This window comes from Paenibacillus sp. MT86 (assembly GCF_058792535.1).
Map to the genome: position 1 here is coordinate 3,365,869 of NZ_CM179499.1, position 21,741 is coordinate 3,387,609.

20 protein-coding genes and 2 pseudogenes are annotated in these 21,741 nt (G+C 40.3%); 17 read left to right on the plus strand and 5 right to left on the minus strand.

What is annotated here, in order from left to right:
• Positions 1–336 precede the first annotated feature (336 nt).
• From AC3RCL_RS14895 to AC3RCL_RS14930, 8 genes are all read left to right on the plus strand, one after another.
• A complete protein-coding gene (locus AC3RCL_RS14895; RefSeq protein ID WP_492536065.1) occupies positions 337–954 on the plus strand; it encodes a hypothetical protein in 618 nt (205 codons plus the stop codon).
• 669 nt (positions 955–1,623) lie between these two features.
• Positions 1,624–2,247 (plus strand): hypothetical protein, encoded by a 624-nt coding sequence (locus AC3RCL_RS14900; protein ID WP_492536067.1) that lies wholly within the window; start codon positions 1,624–1,626, stop codon positions 2,245–2,247.
• Between the two features lie 4 nt (positions 2,248–2,251).
• Positions 2,252–3,097 (plus strand): hypothetical protein, encoded by an 846-nt coding sequence (locus AC3RCL_RS14905; protein ID WP_492536069.1) that lies wholly within the window; start codon positions 2,252–2,254, stop codon positions 3,095–3,097.
• Between the two features lie 6 nt (positions 3,098–3,103).
• Positions 3,104–3,625, plus strand: a complete 522-nt coding sequence (locus AC3RCL_RS14910; RefSeq protein WP_492536071.1) for a hypothetical protein — start codon at positions 3,104–3,106, stop codon at positions 3,623–3,625.
• Between the two features lie 569 nt (positions 3,626–4,194).
• Positions 4,195–5,379, plus strand: coding sequence for an IS256 family transposase (locus tag AC3RCL_RS14915; protein ID WP_492536073.1), 1,185 nt, complete (start codon positions 4,195–4,197; stop codon positions 5,377–5,379).
• Between the two features lie 1,310 nt (positions 5,380–6,689).
• Entirely contained in the window at positions 6,690–7,139 is a 450-nt protein-coding gene (locus tag AC3RCL_RS14920; RefSeq protein ID WP_492536075.1) for a MarR family winged helix-turn-helix transcriptional regulator, read from the plus strand.
• 36 nt (positions 7,140–7,175) lie between these two features.
• On the plus strand, positions 7,176–7,541 hold the full coding sequence (locus AC3RCL_RS14925) for a hypothetical protein (protein WP_492536077.1): 366 nt from the start codon (positions 7,176–7,178) through the stop codon (positions 7,539–7,541).
• Positions 7,538–8,227 (plus strand): NmrA family NAD(P)-binding protein, encoded by a 690-nt coding sequence (locus tag AC3RCL_RS14930; protein WP_492536079.1) that lies wholly within the window; start codon positions 7,538–7,540, stop codon positions 8,225–8,227. The genes AC3RCL_RS14925 and AC3RCL_RS14930 overlap by 4 nt, the downstream gene beginning before the upstream one ends.
• 861 nt (positions 8,228–9,088) lie before the next feature.
• Here the strand turns inward: AC3RCL_RS14930 and AC3RCL_RS14935 are convergent.
• Positions 9,089–9,652, minus strand: a complete 564-nt coding sequence (locus AC3RCL_RS14935) for a beta-class carbonic anhydrase (RefSeq protein WP_492536081.1) — start codon at positions 9,650–9,652, stop codon at positions 9,089–9,091.
• A gap of 579 nt (positions 9,653–10,231) precedes the next feature.
• Between AC3RCL_RS14935 and AC3RCL_RS14940 the strand changes: the two genes are divergently transcribed.
• Positions 10,232–10,759: a hypothetical protein gene (locus tag AC3RCL_RS14940; RefSeq protein ID WP_492536083.1), complete on the plus strand. Its 528-nt coding sequence runs from the start codon at positions 10,232–10,234 to the stop codon at positions 10,757–10,759.
• A gap of 58 nt (positions 10,760–10,817) precedes the next feature.
• Here the strand turns inward: AC3RCL_RS14940 and AC3RCL_RS14945 are convergent, their stop codons facing one another.
• Entirely contained in the window at positions 10,818–11,264 is a 447-nt protein-coding gene (locus tag AC3RCL_RS14945; RefSeq protein WP_277748928.1) for a DUF4367 domain-containing protein, read from the minus strand.
• Positions 11,265–11,942: 678 nt separating this feature from the next.
• Here AC3RCL_RS14945 and AC3RCL_RS14950 point away from each other — a divergent pair.
• The 4 genes and pseudogenes from AC3RCL_RS14950 to AC3RCL_RS14965 all read left to right on the plus strand — a co-directional run bounded on the left by AC3RCL_RS14950 (position 11,943) and on the right by AC3RCL_RS14965 (position 14,977).
• Positions 11,943–12,299 carry a carboxymuconolactone decarboxylase family protein gene (locus AC3RCL_RS14950; RefSeq protein ID WP_347177546.1) on the plus strand — a complete coding sequence of 119 codons (357 nt, stop codon included), beginning with the start codon at positions 11,943–11,945 and terminating at the stop codon, positions 12,297–12,299.
• A gap of 69 nt (positions 12,300–12,368) precedes the next feature.
• Positions 12,369–13,340, plus strand: a pseudogene (locus AC3RCL_RS14955) (aldo/keto reductase).
• A pseudogene (locus tag AC3RCL_RS14960) lies at positions 13,328–13,542 on the plus strand (aldo/keto reductase); the annotation flags it as partial. The pseudogenes AC3RCL_RS14955 and AC3RCL_RS14960, both read left to right, overlap by 13 nt.
• 241 nt (positions 13,543–13,783) lie before the next feature.
• The gene (locus AC3RCL_RS14965; protein ID WP_492536086.1) at positions 13,784–14,977 is read left to right on the plus strand and encodes a sugar efflux transporter; all 1,194 of its coding nucleotides are present in this window, start codon (positions 13,784–13,786) and stop codon (positions 14,975–14,977) included.
• 281 nt (positions 14,978–15,258) lie between these two features.
• On the opposite strand, the gene AC3RCL_RS14970 is transcribed toward AC3RCL_RS14965, so the two are convergent.
• The 3 genes from AC3RCL_RS14970 to AC3RCL_RS14980 form a co-directional block, all read right to left on the minus strand.
• On the minus strand, positions 15,259–16,176 hold the full coding sequence (locus AC3RCL_RS14970) for an AraC family transcriptional regulator (protein ID WP_492536088.1): 918 nt from the start codon (positions 16,174–16,176) through the stop codon (positions 15,259–15,261).
• A 124-nt stretch (positions 16,177–16,300) separates the two neighbouring features.
• Positions 16,301–17,152, minus strand: coding sequence for an aldo/keto reductase (locus AC3RCL_RS14975; RefSeq protein ID WP_492536090.1), 852 nt, complete (start codon positions 17,150–17,152; stop codon positions 16,301–16,303).
• Between the two features lie 141 nt (positions 17,153–17,293).
• Positions 17,294–18,487: a transposase gene (locus AC3RCL_RS14980; protein ID WP_487717185.1), complete on the minus strand. Its 1,194-nt coding sequence runs from the start codon at positions 18,485–18,487 to the stop codon at positions 17,294–17,296.
• A 408-nt stretch (positions 18,488–18,895) separates the two neighbouring features.
• Here AC3RCL_RS14980 and AC3RCL_RS14985 point away from each other — a divergent pair, with 408 nt between their 5' ends.
• The 4 genes from AC3RCL_RS14985 to AC3RCL_RS15000 all read left to right on the plus strand — a co-directional run bounded on the left by AC3RCL_RS14985 (position 18,896) and on the right by AC3RCL_RS15000 (position 21,730).
• A complete protein-coding gene (locus tag AC3RCL_RS14985; protein ID WP_492536092.1) occupies positions 18,896–19,189 on the plus strand; it encodes a hypothetical protein in 294 nt (97 codons plus the stop codon).
• A 262-nt stretch (positions 19,190–19,451) separates the two neighbouring features.
• A complete protein-coding gene (locus tag AC3RCL_RS14990; protein WP_492536094.1) occupies positions 19,452–20,024 on the plus strand; it encodes a uracil-DNA glycosylase family protein in 573 nt (190 codons plus the stop codon).
• A gap of 182 nt (positions 20,025–20,206) precedes the next feature.
• Positions 20,207–20,980: a hypothetical protein gene (locus tag AC3RCL_RS14995; RefSeq protein WP_492536096.1), complete on the plus strand. Its 774-nt coding sequence runs from the start codon at positions 20,207–20,209 to the stop codon at positions 20,978–20,980.
• 174 nt (positions 20,981–21,154) lie between these two features.
• Positions 21,155–21,730 (plus strand): hypothetical protein, encoded by a 576-nt coding sequence (locus tag AC3RCL_RS15000; RefSeq protein WP_492536097.1) that lies wholly within the window; start codon positions 21,155–21,157, stop codon positions 21,728–21,730.
• Positions 21,731–21,741 lie beyond the last annotated feature (11 nt).

Genomic DNA, 21,741 nt, shown 5'->3' on the forward strand with positions numbered 1-21,741 from the left:
CGAGTCGAGGACAAGAACATGAACCGATTGCCGATTAGATAAGTATCTAACTGGGTTTCCATGCAATTTCATTTAGCTAACAGGCAGTTTGGTGGAATATTTTCACCATTTATGGTTGATGAATTCCATGCTAAAGTAATCTTTAAATGTGTACGAAAGCAGGACTGTAATAACTGACATATTTCAATCAAATTGGCGATTTCATTTCGGAGTTATTAGAACAATAGTGCTAATAATTAAATTTTAGAAAGGAAGTACACTTTGCCCAAGCACATAAAGATTTACGCATTAATACTTATTATTTTCATATTAATAAACGCTACGATGTACAGACATTTGGAAAACCAATCATCTGTAAAATACAATGACCTCTATTCACTGTACCAGCAGAAAAACGACTCTGCATTTGTTTATTTAGTAGAGCACGCTTCTGAAACGATTCCGCTTGCTGACACTTTAATGGCAATTAGTGAGTCGAAGGAAAAAGAAGATCCAGCTAAGATTCGGCAATTGATCAATAAGGCGAAGATACAAGCGGAAGAAATCGATGATCAACTTTCAACACTCATTGAGTTTAGCGATACCTACATTAATAATGCTGTTCCTATGCATTTTGTTAATAATACGGCAATGACAACGGATGAGCAGCTGGACATGTTTATTCTTGCTCGTGAAGCGAGAATATGGTGGCCGTTATACGATATAAGCTATTCGTATTGGAAGGCTAATCCTAAAACGATAGATACGAAGACTAGAGAAACCTTGAGCTCGCTGGCGACGGAGCTCTATGAGTTAAATAAGACGATTACATCGTTTAAGGATAACGACGCAGCTAACATGTTTTATCTAGCGGAGAATTATAAAGCATTGATGTTAGGAAATTTGAAACCACACCTTGAAAGATTGAAAAGGATCCAAGATGATTTTTCAGGAGATAAGGTAAAACCTTTATAAGACTCGATTGCATGGCCGAGAATGCTAGATTAAATCAATATTATCTTGATGTAGGATATAAACATATAAGATTCTTAAATTGGAGTAATGGGTGGAAGATTAATTTGTATGAGAAGAGCTAATGATTCGGTATTTCTAGTGTACTTCAGCTAACATCATATTCACGCATCGGATCCTGACGGCTCCTCTGTCCGCCCGAAGAAGAATGGCAGGGAAGTGTAATCAGGCGGACACATTCGCACCGACTAACCGCGAGGGCAACGACATCGCCTAACAAAATATTCACGCTGTGGGCCATACGGCCCTTGGTCTGCAGAGTAAACTCGATCAGCAACAACCCTGCTAGGCTAAGTGCGTTAGACCCGGCCCATTAGCGCCTTAAGCTCTCGGGTTCGTAGATACAGCAACGTTAGCCGAAAGAAGTACCATTCTCATTTTCTGGAAGCACCGGGCCCGAGCTTCATTATTTCCCTCTGCCTGCCGAATATTTGCGATAGATCGGATATACGTTGTTAAACGACATCATAATTAATTCCTTATATTGGTGTTTGATAAAAATTGATAATATATTGTTTATTAAAACTAATATATGTTATTGTTCCTTATGCTGCCAGTAAATTTAATAGTAGTAGCTGGCTTACAGCTTAGATTAACAGAGGGGGAATCATTTTGAGAAGAAAGAAAACGGTAGGAGCATTAATTGGTATAACCATAATAGGTAGCGTGGCCTTAATTCTTGGTACTGGCTACAAATCTAATGAAGTCGTTAATATCGATAGTAAAGGTGTAATAAGTATGAACGTAACAGATAATTATGTCGCAGATGCACTGCCTGAAGATTTAAAAACAGAACTTCACCAGGAAATTGAAGAAGAATCAACATCGAAAACAACATTTAATTTGCTAGCAACAAAACAATCTAACCAAACAAACATGAATTTAGATATACAATTAGCACCCGAAGGAGAGTTCTATTCCGTTACTGGTGAAGGCACTATTTTATTAAATGGTAAAGAGAGTAATGTAGTGCTAACTAAATCACTAATCTCAAAAGCAACCTTGAAAAATGGTAATACTTATTTATACGGTCCTTTGGATGCTGATTTAATACATAAATCTGGTGAGACAGAGCCAATTATTATTGGAATTGGAGCAATTGCTGAAACAGGACAACGTTATTTCACTTTAACACTTGGTAACTTTGGAGAAGAGATTCAGTATTTCGTTTTCGGTGATGGTGACTTCATAAATGAAGAAATTATGGAAATTCAAACCGAAAATTCAGGAGGTTAAGAAAGTGAACAAAAAGATCATACACACTCTTACAATTCTCGTTTTAATTAGTAGCTCATTCCTATTGCCAGTAAATAATACATTTGCTGCCGAATGTGATGGAACATATTATTATAAAGGGAGCGCATATGCAAATTTATTCATGCTAGGTAATAGTAATGATAATTCCAACAATTCTACAAACAGTACTGTAGCTGTGAGTGCTAAAGCAACCTATAGTCCCAGTAATAACAGAGGTAAAGAAATTGTATCCGCATGGGCTAGGTTGGATACAATGAACAGAATTTATCCTAGTTCACTTTATTACCCCACTGAAGTCAATGAAATAGAGGTAAAGTTTAAAGTTATGAATCAATCCCAGGAATTCGATATATATAGTACTATTCCTAAACATAATCTTAAAGAATATAAAGTAAATCCGTATGTATCTGGAGGAATTGGTACTATTTTTACAATTTTGAACTATTGGATACCAGGTTCAGATGTGGCATTTTCCCCATTTAACATGGTCATGAACAATATCACAGTTAAAAAAGGAACTGATACATCGGAAGGGACGGGTACTGTTCAACCAGTAAAGTTTAAAAATCCAGACTCTGCAAAGTCAAGCTTGCCGAATACAATAAGTTACAAAGATGCTGATTATGCTACAAGGGGGGAAGGAAAGGAGAGAGGAGTGACAGCTTCATATTCGTATGATATGTACAGTAAATATACTAATGTTTATGTTGTTCCTCAAGCAAGAGTAAGGTATGCAATTTATCCTATTCCATATGGAGGATCTTGGCCAGTTACACTCTACGGATGGACCAATACCGCATATGTGAACCATACTATAAATTCACAGTGATTGGAAATGAATAAAATGAAAAGTGTCTCTTTTAAACTATCCCTAATCATTTCTATTTTTCTTAACATATTATTAATAGTTCTTCTATTAAACAGCTCCATAGAAAACCACAAGGATTATGGAACCGGTGACACAGCAGCGTATCATAGCTTTCTTTATGGCCTAAACCAGTTCGAGCAACATCTTGATGACGCTGGTCAGCACAAGAAAACAGAAGAAGTTATGAGTTCACTGATTAATGGGAACGAGAGATTAAAACGTTCGATTAACTCTTTCACAATTTTTAAAAGCTCTTTGGAACAAACAGAACTAAATAGTCAGTACATCGATATACTTCTATCCCAAATCGATGAAGGAACGTTTAGTCTAATGGTAAATTATTCATTGGACAAGGTCGAAGACACTGACAGTATTGAGCAAATTAAAAGTGATGTTAATAATCTTATCAACCTACTTCCGCAAGAGTACAATGTAGATAATAAGAAAGAATTTATTGAGGCTGTCAATCAACTCAGTCTTTCAAAATAGCTCATTAATGATAGCAGATGATACTTTGAAAGCCGCATAAAATGCGGCTTTTTTGTTATGGCTTTAGCCAGTTGAGTGCGTGAAACGCGCGAAACAAAAAACCACCCGCTATGCGGGTGGAGGGATTGAGGGTTTGACCACTGTTTTTTAACTTTTATTTTATATTTAATATATGTGTCGAGGGACAAGAACATGCTCCCATTGAAAGTCGCTATTTAAGCGGCTTTTTTGTTTTATCGGTACAAGTTCTTGTCCCGAGTTAAGGACAAGAACTTGTACCGATTGCCGTAAAGGACTAGAACATCGTCCGATTACTGATTAGATAAGCAGTTAACTACATTTGTTGAGCGAACAAGCAGGTAGTGAAAGGCATTTTTAACATCAATTTTTAACTATTTTCAATTATGGTTGACTCTATTATTTTCTTTAATTTCTTTAAGTAATTTTAATACTTCAGCATCGTTTGAGAGCGTAAAATATTTTGTGTAAATAGATAAATAGAAAAAGGAAGCCCTTTTCTTGTAGAATTAAGTCACCACAACACAATTCACAGAAAAGAGGACTTCCCTATGAATCATTTTACAACAGATCTTGTCCAAGCTCTAGTCACGAAGCATGATGTTACAAAAGTATTTCGTAAGCATTTAGAAACTGCCATGAACCATTTGCTAGAAACGGAACTTACTGCATTTCTAGATTATGAAAAGTATGATCGCTTAGGCATTAATTCGGGCAATTCTCGTAACGGTATTTACGCACGTACGCTCCACACAGAGTATGGGGACTTGCACCTAAACATACCACGAGATCGCAATGGAGAGTTTAAACAGCAAACTGTTGCGCCTTATAAGCGTTCCAATGACACACTTGAATCCTTTGTTATCCACATGTTTCAAAAGGGTGTAACGATGACGGAGATTGCTGATCTCATCGAGAAAATGTACGGCCATCACTATACCCCACAAACGGTTTCTAATATGACAAACATCATGGTAGAGCATGTCGATGCTTTTATGAAACGAACACTTGCTAAGCGCTATGTCTGCGTCTATGTAGATGCCACATATATCGCTGTTAAGCGTGACACGGTATCGAAAGAAGCCGTCTATCTTGCGGTGGGAATTCGTGAAGATGGCTCAAAAGAAGTTCTCACTTATGCCGTTGCACCTACTGAATCGGCTTTCGTGTGGAAAGAGTTACTCCTGGATGTGAAACAACGTGGAACGGAGGAAATCCTTCTCTTTATTTCAGATGGTCTCACTGGCATGGTAAATGCGATTGCAGAGGTCTATCCGCAAGCGAAGTATCAAACGTGCTGTGTTCATTTATCCCGTAACATCGCCCATAAAGTGCGCGTGTCGGATCGGGCAGAAATCTGTGAAGATTTCAAATCCGTATACCGTGCCGAGGATGAGCAATCGGGAAGAGCTGCTTTAGAAACCTTCTGTGACAAGTGGAAAACTTCTTATCCCAAAGTCATCAAATCGCTACGAGAGAATCCTTATATCTTCACGTTCTACAGTTTTCCAAAGCCCATCTGGAGAAGCATTTATTCTACCAATTTAATTGAATCGTTTAACAAACAGATTAAGAAATATACGAAGCGTAAAGAACAGTTTCCTCACGAAGAGGCACTAGAGAAATTCTTAGTCTCACAGTTTGAAAGCTACAACCAACGCTTCGCTACACGTTGTCACATTGGCTTTGATCAGGCCCGTGTAGAACTCCAAGCGATGTTCGCCAACAACAACTAACACAATTTTCTACAGGATAAGGATATTTTCATTTACACAAAATTATTGACGCTTCCGGAGAATCAACGTTGCAGAAATCAAATAAACTAGTACACATTATCACAATTATTGTCATTCTCTTATTAGTAGCTGTAATGACTAGCATTATCGCTGCAATTATCACATTATTGTTTGTTTAAAAATATTATAGAGAACAATTGATATATGTATCATGTATGGATGGCCAGGAAAATTCTTTCTGAGAAAGAGATTCTAATCTTTGTACATATTCACAAATACCAAGTAATATTCAATGTAAATTTTTGAAAATACAAATCTAAACGTTATTCTCATGGATTGTTACCAATAAGGCTTGCCTTCACAACGTCAAAAACATGACCCCAAAATAAAGTTCTCTCATTGTCACCAATGACAATGTTTGAGTTGGTAGTGGCCCAGACCTCGCATCACTTGCGAAGTTATAGGTTTGAAACCATGGTGGGAGTTGCCGACGGAATAATGCAATAAGTCAGAACGCAAAGTACTTATATCCAAAGAACTCACTGAAAATAGGTGAACATGTTTGAATATACAGCGGATATGTTTAAACACGATTGCTACTAGCAATCCTCGTTCTGTTTCGGCTATCGCATTCTCATTTTCCTTTGGTGTTTATGTCTCATTGGAGATTTCGATCTGTTAGAACCTGAATCGTCATGAAAAAAAGAAGTGGAAGATGAAGGGCAATCAATTCTGATGTCGAAATTGATTATATCTGAGGAAGGAAAAACTCAATGTTGTAGGATAGGGGGGGCAAATGGACGAGCGGTATTTTACTCTTCGGCAGGGTCTTTCACATACCCTAATAAAACTAACTCAGGTTTCAGAATATACGTACAAGTGTCACAAATGTGACGGAGAATTAAAGCAAAATCAATCGAATCCCTTCTTCTGGTCCTGTGTTTCGTGCGAATCAGAATATATGGGTCCTGTGATGGAGAGGTAGCATCCTTCGGGGTGCTTTTTCTTTTGCTCTCAGAGAAAGAATCTAAACTTTTCTTGAAGGGCTGATTCTTGATTCTATCCGAGCACAAGGAGAACAGCGGTGAGGTACGTTCCTATTTGTTGTGCATGCAGAAGTAGAAACCATCACATCTCATCAAGAGGGGAATGAAGTGGAGATGTCTTTCATTCTTAGAGATGAACGATATATACTTGCAATGTAATAAATCGGTTAATCACAAGGGAAAGAAAGGATTGCATGGCGATCATATAGTTAGTATGCTAATCATATACAAACTAAAACTAAATTGGATGGAAAGGGAGAAAGCGTGAAAGAGAAAGAAGAAAACATCGGTTATTTGTTGAACAAAATTACGCAACAGATGAAGTCGCACTTGGCAAGACAGCTTCAAGACGTAAATTTGACGGTGGCGCAGTGGGGGGTCATTCAGGATCTGCACGTACAAGAACAATTGGACGAAGGTCATCGTCGCACGACGCCTGCCGACATCGCGGAGCGCTTGCACATGGACCGTCCGACAATGTCAGGCGTCATAGAGAGATTGAAGGGAAAGGGCCTACTTCAGTCAACGCCAAATCCACATGATCGCAGATCGTTCCGCGTTTCTCTGACGGATCAAGCCAATTCGTTGTATCTGGAAATCGAACCGTTCAGCCAACGTACCTTGAAGCTGGCATTAACCGGGGTTGATCCGGAGGCAGCCGAAGCGCTTCGCAAAACGGTTAGTATGATGATCTGCAACTTTGTGGATAATTAATGAGAAATTACAATGCAGGTTAGGGAGAGAATAGCAATGACTTACAGAAAAAAATTTAGCGCCTATATCGGTGCCGGCTTGCTTGCAGTGTTGATTATTTCGGTAGTTGGTCTTTCGTTCTTTTATATTTTCGGAGCCGTCATTGGTCTTGAGAAGGCAGTAATTGGACAGGAGAAAGATCGGTTATACGCCGGTTTTATCCTATCCACAACGTCAATCGCTTGCGTCGTCGGCGCTATTGCTTTTTATTTCATATTGCTGATCTTGTTCGGGCTTGCTTTCAACACGGTGACTGCGGCGACATCGCTGCACAGCGACTACGAGCTTGCAACGCACAATTTACATGTTCTCGTGGCTGGTATCACCTTCATTCTACTGCCAAAGCTGGGACGACAAGTATGATGATGTCATCGGGCAAAGTGTTAGTGACGGGCGTTACCGGAAACGTAGGAATGTATGTTGCCAAGCATCTGATTCGGCACGGCATTGCTCTGAAAGGAGCGACAAGCAGGCCGGAAGCAGTAAAGGGCGTCGTGGACGAGATGGTTGAACTCGTTCGCTTCGACTTCGAGGACTCGACGACCTTTGATGCCGCCTTGGATGGGGTAGACAAAGTTTTTCTCATCCGCCCTCCCGCGATGTCAGATCCGAATGCCATGAACCCGTTTCTAAGTCGGTGCGTCGACAAATGCATTTCGCACATCGTCTTTTTGTCACTGCTGGGCATCGAACGTAATCCTTTCCCGCCGCAATATAAGATCGAGAAGATGATTAAAACGTCCGGTATACCCTATACATTTATAAGGCCGAGTTTCTTCATGCAGAACCTGAGTACGACGCATCAGGCCGACATCCGAGAGCATGACGATTTGTTCATTCCAGCGGGGAAAGCGAAGGTCAGCTTTATCGACACGAGAGATATTGGAGAGGTTTCGGCTCTTGTATTGATGGACTCAGAGAACCATCAGAATCGGGGGTATACACTAACCGGATCAGAGGCGATTACTTACCAGCAAGCCGCGGATATATTAAGAAATGTGCTGGACCGTCGAATCACATATTCCAATCCTTCGTCAGGCGCTTTTTAGAAAACGATCATCACCCGCGGCATTCCTAAGGAGTTCGCAACCGTCATGACGATGCTGTACTTGACGACCAAGCTCGGAATGGCTAACAAAGTGACGAGCGACCTTGAGCGATTGTTAGGCAGGAAGCCAAGGACCTTCCGGCAATTTGCGCAAGATCACGTGAGTTTTTGGCAGAGAGAGTATCAATGATAAGCAGAAACTTATTATTACAAACAGCTAAGCGATGCTCTTGCAAACACACCAGTTATGAAACAAGAAATAATATTAGCTTTGCATCTGGATTAGCTGACACTGTAAAGTATAAGTACTTAAACAATATGAGATCAAGAACGCTGATAAAATTAATTAAAGAGTTGTTTATAAAACTATCTGCAAATCCAGAAGATCGTAGCTTGTAAGAAGAGGTAATACAACTAAAAGTAGAATAATTGCTTGAAAATTGAGAATGGCGGGCCGAGAGACCGTCACTTTTGCTTGTCTCCTAAAATAACATGTTGTCATTTACAAAGTTACAAAGATGGTTGGTGAAAATTTAGAGTCAGTCAAAGTAAGATTTGTATTCCACTAACGGGAGACCAAAGCTTAATGAGGACTGTTGAAGGCTAGACCGGCTAGCATAACATATCTTTCTCATCGTGTCGGCTCACAAGAACATGATTACTTAGAAAGTCGCCAGATACGCGACTTTTTTGATACACATATATAAGCTCTTGTCAAAATTCAGTGACAAGAGCTTATATACTTTGCCGAAATTGATAAGAACTTGGTTACATAGCCGATTACTTGAGGTGAAAATGACAGTGCCAGGAAGCAAGTCCTTGCACCGCCATCCTATCCGCGTTAGTTAAAGCCAAGGGTAGTTTATTGTTCATAACCGTTGACAACAAGTTCCAACTGACCGGTTTTAGGGTCGATAACCATCCCGTGAACGTTGCAGCCGGGCGGAAGAAGCGGGTGGTTCTTTATCAGACCGACCGTCCCCTTAACGCCTTCCTGTACGTTATCGAATCCTCTCAGCCACTCGTTCAATTTGATGCCGGAGTTCTCAAGCGTCGACAGTACCTCATCGGTGATGCCTCGGTCCTTCATATGCTGAATCATTTGATCTGCGTTGAGCGCAGCCATGCCACAATCCAGGTGCCCAACGACGATAACTTCGTCAGCTTTTAGCTCATACAAAGCGACGAGGACGCTCCGCATAACGCTTCCGAACGGATGCGAGATGATCGCACCTGCGTTTTTGATGAGCTTCACGTCGCCGTTACGGACATTCAACGCCTTGGGCAGAAGCTCTACAAGACGCGTATCCATGCAAGTTACAATGACGAGTTTTTTCTCGGGGAATTTGCCAGTGATATATTTTACGTACTTTTTATTTTCTACAAACTGATGGTTGAACTCCAAAATCTGCGAAACGGTTGTCATTCTAAACTGCTCCTTCCACTGTTGAATAGCTATGCAAAGTTGGTTAGCGCCAACGCTTATCCACTAGCCCGATATTTTGACCATCAGTTGGCCATTTCCGGTAAACCGAACTTTTCCGTATATTCTTGATCATCGGTTCCTTTGTGGAAACGATCAAATGTCAGCAGTTCGTTAACGTCGTTGCCGCGGCAATTATGAGTCATAGGCAAGCTGAATGATGATCGATTCGGAAAAGCTTCAATGGTTCCGGTAACTTGAATATCCGGGTGGATTTCTATTTCATATATAAAAAGTAATAGCGTCTATTAAATATTGATTATACTTTCCTCTTAAAATATCATCAATATCCAAGGAAAAAAATCCTGAGGGAGGATATGATTAAATTTGCGTCTGAGCCTGAATATAGTCATGTCGGACGACAAGAACTTGTACCTATTACCGTAATGGACAAGAACTTGATCCGCGTTTTTATTTTAATCTAAAGCCTACAAATTTTTTTGGAACTCTACCAACTTATTAAACATTGTTCGCGTTAATATATATGAACACCTAAATAATAGGAAAAGAGGATGAATTATCATGAAGAGTAAACTTAAAATTTCTTTGGTAACATGTGTTATTTTATCCGCTATGTTAACTGGTTCTGCTTTTGCTGACCCAAGTACAGCAATCTCTTCAGAAGATACCTCTCTAAGCCAATCCTCTGCTGGAAGTAACGTGAGCGAGGAAAGTAAATCAGGTGGGGACATAGAACCACAATATTTCCAAGAACATGGACCATTTGGTGGCTTATACCAAGGAAGCGGTGTCATACATGGAGCATTAGTTAAACCTTCTTCTAGCCATACTATGGAAATCAGGAAACTTTATGTTTATGGAGTTAATTCAGGAAACCCAGCATATTTTACTCTGCGTGTAACTGATGTAGATGGAAATACATTTTTTTCAAAAACCTACATGTCAGACCAAGATCTTAGAAACCAACCTCCGATTACAGTTCCGGTTTTAGGTTACAAGCATTATCAGGTCATAATAGAATCGCACACTAACGCCCTTATGCAAGGTGGTTTCTATCTGGGTGTTGATGGAACAACGTCCAAATTTTGAGACAAAATCCTCCAAATTGATAAAAAAAGCCTGCAGCCCTTTGGGGGACAGGCTTTTTTTATTCTTTTATTTGCTTTGTTATGGTTTCTGCAATTGTAATCATTTCGTCAACGTTTAAAGCAAAGCTATTCATTTCAAAATAAACATCACCCTTTATCCAACAGAGAACCCACCCACGCTGTCTACTGATCCATGGGTGATAAATATAGGTTGTGTTATTGATTTCCGCTTGTTCTGACCCAGCTACAGGTACCATTAATCTTCGATTCTCTTCAGAAATGGTCAAAATTAATTTATCATTTGAGTCAAAATAAGCTAATAAGATGCTGTTCTCGAAATTTTTGGTTTCAAGCCTCCAACTTTTAGGCACCTCAGGTAATATAACTTTTTTTATTCTTAATGGTGCGTCATAACCATAACCGACCTCGGGTTTTTTAACAGCCTCAGCTTGAAAAACAGGATGAACAGTGAGAGTAAGCAAGATACAAATCAAAAGTTTCTTCATAATACCTCCGATTAAGTTAAGTTAACTTTAGTATTACAATTAATGTGTTTTTTATGTGGGTGGGTTAGGAATAATCTGATGAAAATTTCCTTTGTGCTCCATTGATATCAATCAAGTCAAGAAATGTCTAACGACACAAAAGTGCCTACATTTATTAAAGCTGAAAAGCCTGATTTATTGGGCTTTTTTTGTTTTTATGTAGTCGAAGTTGTGTCATGAAAAAATGCACAAAAGTGACCCCATTGTAGGAATTTGACACAAATAAGGCTACATTGTAGGGGAATCACTTTTCATTGATCCACATTTTAGTGAATTAATTGCGTGAACAACCTAATAAAAACTTACGGAAGCCTAATGGGGAGCGATCGGTCTAATACATGCCTACTTCTTTAGTGTTTTGTTTAATTTAGTCATTTCGCACAGAAAAAGACGCGATTATCTTATAAACTAACTATCTAACTTGTTTAAGAGTATCCACTAAAGTGGATACTCTTTTTTAATTATCAGTTGATGCATTTTATAATGATCTTTTGGCGAGAGGATTAGGCAAACATTCTAGACGAATAGGATATCTATCCCATTTTTTTTTGGTTCATAATAGGGCTGAGAATATATTTGCTGACAACAAAAAAATTTACAACCTAGAGCACTACACTAAGGAGGAAGAAGGGATACGCATTGTCAGATTCAAAAGAACTTACTGTTGCACAAAGAGCGATCGGAGATTTCGCACCGAAGATGGTGGAACTAACGGACGAAGTTTTGTTCGGGGATATATGGAAGCGTAAGGAGCTTTCGTCGCGCGACCGAAGTTTGATTACGGTATCCAGCTTAATTACTGGCGGAAATACGCAGCAACTGAAAAACCATTTGAATTTGGAAATAAAACGTTCTTTCGGAAGAAGTGCTCGTCGAAGCGATGATCCATCTTGCTTTCTATGCAGGCTGGCCAAAGGCGATGTCAGCCATAATGGTCGCAAAAGAAGTATTCGCCAAAGAGAATTAACAAAAGGCAGTCATTCAGTATGTTGGTGAGGTGATCCGATGGATATTCATTCGCTCGGAAATACAGGATTAAAGGTAAGTGGCTTGTGCCTGGGAACGATGACCTTTGGGAATCAGGCGAACAAAAAGGCTTCGTTTAAATTTCTGGACAAAGTCTATGCAGACGGCGTGTATTTCATCGATACGGCCGATGTGTATCCGATTGGAAGGGAATCGCACGCAGTCGCGGGTGCAACCGAATCAATCATCGGGGAATGACTGCAGGGAAAACGAGACAAAGTATTGCTTGCGACAAAGTGTTTCGGTTCTATGGGACCTGGTCCCAATGAAAGTGGCTTGAGCCGGAAGCATATCATTACGGCAGTAGAAGACAGTCTACGCCGCCTGAAGACGGACTATGTTGACATCTACCAAGCGCATCAATTTGACCCGAACACCCCCATGGATGAAACGCTTCGAGCGTTTGACGATCTTGTTCAGCAAGGTAAAGTTCGTTACATCGGAATCCCGAATTGGCGTGCCTGGCAGGTGGCAAAGGCAAACGGTATTGCAGATCAGAAAAATTACGCCCGGTTCGTAAGCGTTCAACCGCGCTACAATCTGTTGTTTCGTATGATTGAGGAGGACCTGGTTCCCATGGCGCTTGAAGATGGAATCGGCATTCTCAGCTACAACCCGCTAGCGGGCGGCATTCTGACGGGCCGGTACGGAAAAAACGCCCGTATCGAAGAAGGGACGCGGTTTGGGCTCGGAAACAATGCGGGGGTTTTCTACCAGGAGCGCTACTGGAAAGAGGCAACATTCGACGCAGTTAAACGATACCGGATCTGGTGTGAAGAGCACAGTCTGGATCCGGTAACAACGGCCGTAAAATGGGTTACGGAGCAGCCGGGTATTACCTCCGCCATCATTGGCGCAGTCGTCCGTAGCAATTGGATGCGAGCCTGCAAGCCGCCAAAATGGATGCTTATACCGAACAGCAGCTATACTGGTTCGACGGGCTGTGGTTTTCGCTACCACGCCGCCTGGAATTTAGCTAGAAAGGATGGGTTCATTAAATGGAATATGTAAAACTTGAAAATCCGTCATGGATGTGCCCGGTTGTGCCTTGGCTGTATGGGATCCTGAATTGCGGAGCGGGGGCATCATCATTGGGTGCTTAATGAAGAAAACAGCCGTCCTGTGATTAAAAAAGCATCATTTTTTTTGATATGGCAAATATATATTCGGGCGTAACAAGCGAGAAATTGTGGGGCGGGCGTTTAAGGATTACAGGTATTGTTCGCGGTAAGCGCGGTATCTGTTGGGGTATCCTTGATCCTATTCACTTTATTTGTGAAACGTTTATTGAAAGACAAAGAACGGTCGCTGAATATGAAAACTGTTCCAATAGAAAATAAGTTGATAGAAACAAAATGGGGTTGATATAAGATAATTCGTTAAACACTAAAATCCCTTCACGATATGATGGAGTTTTTTATTGCAGCGTTAATCATGTCTTAAGGAGGATGAAGTTGTACACACGATTAAAAAAACTGTTTGCGATCAAGGGATATCCTTTATTTGTAATTTGTGTTCTGTTAGTGGGCACCGGGATTTCGATTACGCTGCCGTACTTAGCTCTCTATTTTACAGAGGATATGGGAATGAGTACGGGGGCCTTCGGCGTTCTTACAGCTGTGAGTTCATTAAGTGGCGTGGTGGCCAACTCGTTCATTGGTAAATATTCAGATCGTGGGCTGGACAGGAGATTAATCATTATTTTAGCCACGGTATCATCGGCATTGGGCTATATTGCATATTTAGTCTTTGATAACTTCTTAATTTTGCTAATTGTCGTTAGTTTTTTTAGTGGTTTAGGAGCTGCCGCCATGCCGCAAATTTATGCCTATGCTCAGGAATCTGCAAATGAAAGCAACTCCGATGATAAGACGTTTGCGATGTCAACTTTACGTTCACTTGTATCTCTCGGATTCCTGGGTGGGCCTTTAGTCGGAACTATAATTTTGGGGACATTTGGATACAAGGGCCTATTTCTAGGGACCGCCACAATTTTTCTTACTATCGCATCTCTTGTGTTACTATTTCTGCCTAAAAAGGAAGCTGTTCAAAAGAAGAGACCTGAGAAATGTTCAACTTCACTCAACCGCAGGCAGATCTGGTATCCAATGATCGCCTTGACCCTACTCTTTGCGGTTAATGCCATAAACGGGATCGTCATGCCATTGTTCATTGTAAACGAGCTTCATGGTACGCATACAGAAGTCGGATTGATTGTTAGTATTTGTGCTGGTTTGGAGATTCCTATTATGTTTATGCTAGGTGCCATGGGCAAAAAGATATCGAACCATTCTTTGATGATCAGTGCTTGTATTATTGCAATCTCTTATAATATTACATTGACTGTTTCTACGGATTCATGGCAACTGATCGCAGCACAGCTTTTGCAGGCAGCGTTTGTAGCTATCGTAATGGGCAATGGACTAGGTTATTTCACGGAGCTGCTTCCAAATTCACCGGGAATGTCCTCAACGATTTATTACAACGTATCTATTATTGGTAGGTTAATGGGAAATTTAGGAGGCGGTATCATTGCTCAATTTGCAGGGTTTCGTGAGGTTTATTGGGTATGTCTGGCAATCGTTATTGTCTCGTTCTTTATCTTATGGAGTACAAGACCCCAAAAGGATATTAAAGTTGCTGCTTGAGATAATCAGTAGCCATCAGAAAGTAAGCACCGGGAATCGTTAGGTCATTAATGAAGGAGCAGCTTGCTATGGTAGTTGTTCCTTTCTTTTTAGTACGTCTCAATAAACTTCAAAAATAACGTATCGAATCATTTGATTCGATACGTTAATCCTCGCATATCTATAAGCCAGTCCTGCGATCTATCAGATTCAGCCACAACTTGTTAAAACGGCATCCACTTTCGTGGGCCGTTTTAAATTACCATGACGACAGGCCACCAGTCAATGATCAGGCAAAAAAGTCACGCGTTTATCGTTTCGTCATAGTTCTCCAGCAAGCGCTTTATATCTTCTTTGGGTGGAAAACCAAACATGCGGGAATACTCACGGCTGAATTGTGAAGGACTCTCATAACCAACCCGGAATGCTACATCCGCCGCATCTGTTGACTCGGACAATAACAATTGCCGCGCTTTTTGTAACCTCAGTTGTTTTTGGAATTGAATGGGGCTCATCGCGGTTACCTCTTTAAAGTGCCGATGAAGTGAAGAAACACTCATATTTGCTATTTCCGCAAGTTCCTCAACCCGAAGAGAGCGATCATAGTTATTCGTGATCTGTTCAATGACGTCTCTAATAAGATGGGTAGAGCTTTGTTCAATTGCAATTTGTTCCAGTGATCCCCCGTGCGGTCCTTGCAACACTCTATAGAGAATTTCTTTCGTATATAGAGGAGCAAGTGCCGGAATATCGTTTGGATTTTCCAACAAACGTGCTAGCCTGATGACCGCATCTAGCATCGATGACTCGATTGGGCTGACAAACATACCACGCTTAGCATTTTCTTTTTTTTCTGCTTGAATTTTAAAATCACGTATTACTTCTAAGATTTGACTGGGGGTGAATTCAAGATGGAGGGCCAAATACGGAATTTCCGGAGAGGCTTCCGTTACTTGCCCGGAAACAGGGAGATCAACCGATGTAACAAGGTAATCTCTAGGACCGTACCTAAAGTGCTCCTGCGCCAAAAACACCTCCTTAGCGCCTTGAACGATAATACAAATGCGAGGCTTATACATACTGTGACTTAATTCGGTAACTCTGGAACGGCGAAGAAAAAATAAAGACGATATCGGAGTTACATGAACACCATCGCGTCCTGAATATGTCTCTATGATTTTAGCTAGCTCTTTCTGACTTTTATAGATTAAATCAGTCATTGAGTCCTCCTTGTTTCTTTATATTCTTAAATTATTTTGAATGGAGCAGATTGCTTTAGTGCATCTGCTCCTTAATTTAACTTCTAATTGTTGCAAAACTAACTATTCTCTGTTCCTACGATAATTAGATATCAAGTTTACGGGTACCGATCCATTTTACCATTTCAGGATCACGATGTGAAAAGAACAAACTCTGTTTCGTATCTAATAAAGTAATAGACTCCAAATCCTCTTGGCTTAATTTAAAATCAAAGATACTAAAGTTCTCGATAATTCTTTCTTTACGAACAGACTTTGGAATCACAACGACTTCTCTTTGTGTCAACCAACGTAAAACCACCTGAGCAACGGATTTATTATATTTTTCAGCAATAGATGTCAAAACCTCATTATGAAACAAGTTATTTTTCCCTTCTGCAAAAGGTGCCCATGACTCAATCTGAACTTTGTTCTCTCTCATGAATTTTGCACTCTCGATTTGCTGGTTGAAAGGGTGAGTTTCAACCTGGTTTACGGAAGGAACGACTTCATTATGAAGAATCAAATCAATCAGGCGATCCGGGTGAAAGTTACTAACGCCGATTGCACGGATCTTTCCTTCACGATGCAATTCCTCCATAGCCCGCCAAGATCCATGCACATCTCCAAATGGTTGATGAATTAAAAATAAATCCAAATAATCCAACTGCAATCTTTTCAATGATTTTTCAAATGCCTTTTTTGTGCGCTCATAGCCCGTATCCTGAACCCAAAGTTTCGTCGTAATAAATAATTCCTCTCTTGCGACGCCACTGCGTCTTATAGCTCTTCCAACGGCTTCTTCATTAAGATAAGAGGCAGCTGTATCAATCAGCCGATATCCTGCCATAATAGCGTCATAAACGCTTTGTTCACATTCTTTTTCATCAGTCATCTGAAAAACACCAAAACCGATAATGGGCATTTCAACACCATTGTTCAAAATTACATTTTGCATAATAATTCCTCCAGTTTTTAATTGAGCATTTTGCATAATTCCGTTTTTGTGTAACAGACAGCAGAAATCAATAGCCCCAGACTACTAAGTGACTCGATTCTAAAAATGGGCAGACCAGCAGAATTTCATCAGTTTCAATTTTTAAGCTGCCGTTTGTTGTTTTCTAGAAACAATGGAAAGAGCGGATACAAGCAGCACGATGGCATTCAAATACTGGTGAGTCGTTACTTTCTGGATGCCCCAGACATGCATGCCATCAGCCGAAAGATAGGTTTTCATTCTGGAGTTGCATCGTTCCACACTTGTACGCTTGTTGTAAAGCTCCTTCCAGCGTTTTGTATCTCGATGAGGGCTGCAGTATCGCCGAAGATCGTCCTTCGCATCCACCTTGACGACCATACCATAGTTGGAAGTCGAGCAAGCCGCCATGCCTAATGGGCAGTCGACTTTGCCCGTGGCATGAGGACAACGGAACTTCAAGTAATCGCCGTCAGCACCCCAGTAAGTCATGGCGAACCCCATCGAGCAACATGGCGTTCCGGTTGCTGTCATCCCGGCAGGAGGTTCTTTCTCTCCTCGGGGGTTCAGAGGGATGATGGCTTGCGCTTTCACGTTTCGAGCGGCTTCGTAAACTTTCATTTGATCGTAGCCCGCATCGAGCATAAAGAATTTCGCGCTCGTTTTGGCAGCTACCTTCGCAATCAGACCAGGTGCCATTTCTCCGTCATTGACATGTGCGGGCGTGACTTCTAGTGCTAGCGGAAGTTCGCTTTTCGTGTCAACAGCTAGGTGGAGTTTGTATCCGAACCAAGTGACTTTGTGGCCGAATGAATCGAACTTTGCGCCCCAGTTGGCATCGCCGGTCTGCTCACTTTTGCGCTTGGGTTGCTTCTTCTCATAAGCATGGATGGCGGCGCTGTCGATCGCAATGTGGCTGCCGTCGATGATGCCCTCTTGCTGACAGAGGTTGACCAGATTCTCGAATAGCTGCTGTGCCAATTTTTTCTTTGTCAGTTCGGCGAAGACCCGGCTTAGCGTAGAAATAGACGGTGCTTTGCGATCTAATGAAAGTCCACACTGATAGCGAAATCGAAGATCTGTTTCCAATCGATGATGCAAGCCAGTAAACGTTTGAATATGCTCAAGCGGCGCAGCCAAAAGTGCACGAAGAATTCCTTCTCTACAGTGCCCGTCAGCGCCACGGGGTGAACGACTTCTCAATTGCTTGGCATAAGGGCGAAGATCCAAGACGCTAAAAAAAATGGGCAATCGATCTTTTGATTGCATTTTTAACAGATCCTCAAAGGAAAATAGACTTTCTTGGAGAATATACAAGTGACTTCACTTCCTCTCGGAGTTTTTGGGTTTGGTCACTTGAAAACTTCTCCAAATTGGGGTGAAGTCCCTTTTTTATGTTTGAAAATCCTTGTGTATCAAGGGCTCAGATTAATGCAAAATGCTCAATTATGATGTGTAAATCGATTTGATCTTATCCTCCATTACCTCTATAAGAGGGAGGCTTACTCCGTCGACTTTTCCTCATTGGACCGCTCCGATACGAGCGCCTATGCTCATCCATATTATGCATCAGTTGACAAAGAAAACGTTATAACATTAGTGCCAAATGTTTGCCTAATCCTATCACTTTCACTGATCTAACAAACTAATTGGCATGCCTGAATTGAATGCGCTAGAACTACACCACAGAGCGTACATCCATGATATTAAAAAGGAGATACAACTATGGAACAAGCAATTATAGATCTTTCAAAAAATAAATGGGAATGGATAATGGAGAGACTACTGGACGATTTAAGTAATCTCTTTCACGAAAAAGCAGTTTTCGTTCACATGGAAGCTACATTTTCTAAAAGAGAGGAAATTGATGTAATTAAAAAACGGTTCAATCAAAAACGAAGAAATGCAGTTTTAGCAAGAAACAGGCATAAAGTCACTGGAGAGACTGGAGCTACCGGAGTCACTGGAGAGACTGGAGCAACAGGATTTTTGTCGGGGGACAAGATCATGATCCCATAGAAAGTCGCTAATTTAGCGGCTTTTTTGTTTTATCGGTACAAGTTCTTGTCCCGAGCCAAGGACAAGAACTTGTACCGATTGCCGTAAAGGACAAGAACATGAGCCGATTCCCGATTAGATAAGAAATTTCATTAAGCTAACGGGCAGGATAATGCGGAAGAAGGAAAAATAGTAAGTCTATCGAATTTTTAATATCAGGTGTCGATTGTACATAACCAATGACTGAAGAACATTAACTTTAATCAATAAAGTGGGGTTAACATTGAACTTTAATGAATTGAAAGAAAGAATTCTTATGTGTGAAGATTGTAAAGAAAAGTTCGGGTTCAAGCCGGTTCCAATTTTTCATGGAAATGAACGCTCAAAAATAATGCAAATAAGTCAAGCTCCCTCCAATAATGTTCACATAACAAAAAAACCATTCAATGATCTAACCGGAGCGAAATTGAAATACAAATGGTATCAAATAACCGACGATGTCTTTTACAATGAAGATAATTTTTATGTTACCGCATTGTCGCACTGTTTCCCTGGCAAAAAAGCAAAAGGCGGAGACAACCCTCCTCCATCAGCTTGTGCTAGAAAATGGCTATCCAGGGAATTTGAATTGGTTGATAATAAATTATTTGTAATCATTGGAGCAAAAGCTGCAAAGTTTTTGTTTCCTAAAGAGAATTTTGAAGAGTTGGTCTTTAAGAATAATCAAATTAATAATAAACCGGCGATCGTGTTACCGCATCCTTCGCCACTTAATATTAAGTGGTTTAAGGACCATCCAATATTCGAAGAAAAAAGGTTACCGGAAATAAGAGAAATAATCTGGAGTGTACTATGACAACGTTAAGGACGTTCCGCTAACGAAGACTATAGCGTAATGCGATTCCCAAAAGAGGACCGATATGAATTGGCTGGCTTATTCCACGCTCTAGAGTTGGGCAGGATAGTTCAATGAAACGTTTGAATTATGGGTACATACTTTTCCAAAAAAATGGTGAAGGTATCCATAGGTGATGAAAATTGAAGAAAATGAATCTAACTGTGTTCCTTTTGCTTGCTGGAATAATTTTCTCAACACATTTATTAGCAGAAGCTAGTGACGGAACTAATTTAATAAAACTAACTGATAGTGAAGTTTCATCAATACAAGTAATTCGTTTAAAAGGAACAGATGATTCAAGGATTTTCAGAATGACAGATGGATATGACGAAAGGATTATTCGAAGGGTTATTAATTGGATTAATACTTCAAGTCCAAGCGAACAGGCAACCGAGTTAGAGGGTGATAAAGTTCCATTGCTTTTAAAAATAAACATGATCAACGGTGATCTAATAACTTTAGAACCAGCGTATAACTGTAAGGGTCGTCTTATCAAGACATGCACTCCCGTTGATGGTGAAATTGTACTTACAAAGAACAAGAAAAAAATCCGATTAACTTCGCAAGAGCTTTATGATTGGATCATTGTAGGCTGGAAGTATGAACCTGTTGGACCAACTAAAGAAGAACTTCTGGAGGAGACATTGTACACCAGATACTTTTCTGTAATCGAGAAGGATTTTCCAGATTTTATAATGTGTCCAAGGATAGATAGCGTTGAGCGAATTAATGGCGATAAACGAAGACATTTAGTTATTGCAAGTGCATTAAACTATTCAGGACATCACGCTCCTTCATATGATAGAATCATTTTCACATTAATCGATACACCTGAGAATGGAATAAAAATCATTAAAGTTAGAAAAAAAAGCAATGTACCAGAAAGGGAAAGCCTAAAGCAATGTAGATGGTAATACGAATAGTGAAAACAAAATCGCATTAGTGTATTTAAACTAACGGGAAACGATAGCTCACTAAAGATAAAACTGCAGCCGACCAGTTGATCGACTGCAGTTTCTTTAAGCTAACGGGCAGGATAGTTGAATTAAACAAGGGTATAATATCACCAAAATACTGGAGGGAATGCCTTGTTTAAACGGTTTGTTTCTTTGATTTTTATCTGTACTTTGTCAGTTGGAATCAACCATGAACCACTCTTTGCAGCATCTACTCCTAAGCTTTTTTCTTTAAATGTTGAATTGAACAAATTACAAAATGCTGCCGATTTCAAACTACTTGCACCATCTCACACGGATCAAACGTATAAGTTGGAGATTAAGGAACCATATCCATTTGTCCCCGGTAAACCCGTTTCGAAAGTTAGACTTCATTTCTTTGATGAATCTGGACAGACATATTTGTTTGCAATTGAAGAACACAATGCTGTTGGCTATAAAATAGAACGAGAGGTCACTAGCATTGATATTCGAAATCGAATAAATACAACAAGAACTATTGTTGAGAATTTTAAATTTAGTGAACGTGGAGAGAAAATTAACATAAACGGAAGTGAAGGGCGATTTGAACCATGGGCTAACCATATAGCAGGAGGATTACTTCGCTGGGTTCAGGATAGTACTTTTATTGAAATCGACAGCAAAGTTTTTACTAAAGAGGAAATGGTCTATTTGGCAAAATCAATGTCAACTAACGGGAAACGATAGCTCATTAAAAC

What these genes read in the sequence shown, in the direction of transcription:
- AC3RCL_RS14985 (WP_492536092.1), top strand. Translation starts at nt 18,896, where the DNA reads ATGGAACAAGCAATTATAGATCTTTCAAAAAATAAATGGGAATGGATA.
- AC3RCL_RS14935 (WP_492536081.1), bottom strand. Translation starts at nt 9,652, where the DNA reads ATGACAACCGTTTCGCAGATTTTGGAGTTCAACCATCAGTTTGTAGAA.
- AC3RCL_RS14945 (WP_277748928.1), bottom strand. Translation starts at nt 11,264, where the DNA reads ATGAAGAAACTTTTGATTTGTATCTTGCTTACTCTCACTGTTCATCCT.
- AC3RCL_RS14975 (WP_492536090.1), bottom strand. Translation starts at nt 17,152, where the DNA reads ATGCAAAATGTAATTTTGAACAATGGTGTTGAAATGCCCATTATCGGT.
- AC3RCL_RS14910 (WP_492536071.1), top strand. Translation starts at nt 3,104, where the DNA reads ATGAATAAAATGAAAAGTGTCTCTTTTAAACTATCCCTAATCATTTCT.
- AC3RCL_RS14915 (WP_492536073.1), top strand. Translation starts at nt 4,195, where the DNA reads ATGAATCATTTTACAACAGATCTTGTCCAAGCTCTAGTCACGAAGCAT.
- AC3RCL_RS14925 (WP_492536077.1), top strand. Translation starts at nt 7,176, where the DNA reads ATGACTTACAGAAAAAAATTTAGCGCCTATATCGGTGCCGGCTTGCTT.
- AC3RCL_RS14940 (WP_492536083.1), top strand. Translation starts at nt 10,232, where the DNA reads ATGAAGAGTAAACTTAAAATTTCTTTGGTAACATGTGTTATTTTATCC.
- AC3RCL_RS14930 (WP_492536079.1), top strand. Translation starts at nt 7,538, where the DNA reads ATGATGATGTCATCGGGCAAAGTGTTAGTGACGGGCGTTACCGGAAAC.
- AC3RCL_RS14970 (WP_492536088.1), bottom strand. Translation starts at nt 16,176, where the DNA reads ATGACTGATTTAATCTATAAAAGTCAGAAAGAGCTAGCTAAAATCATA.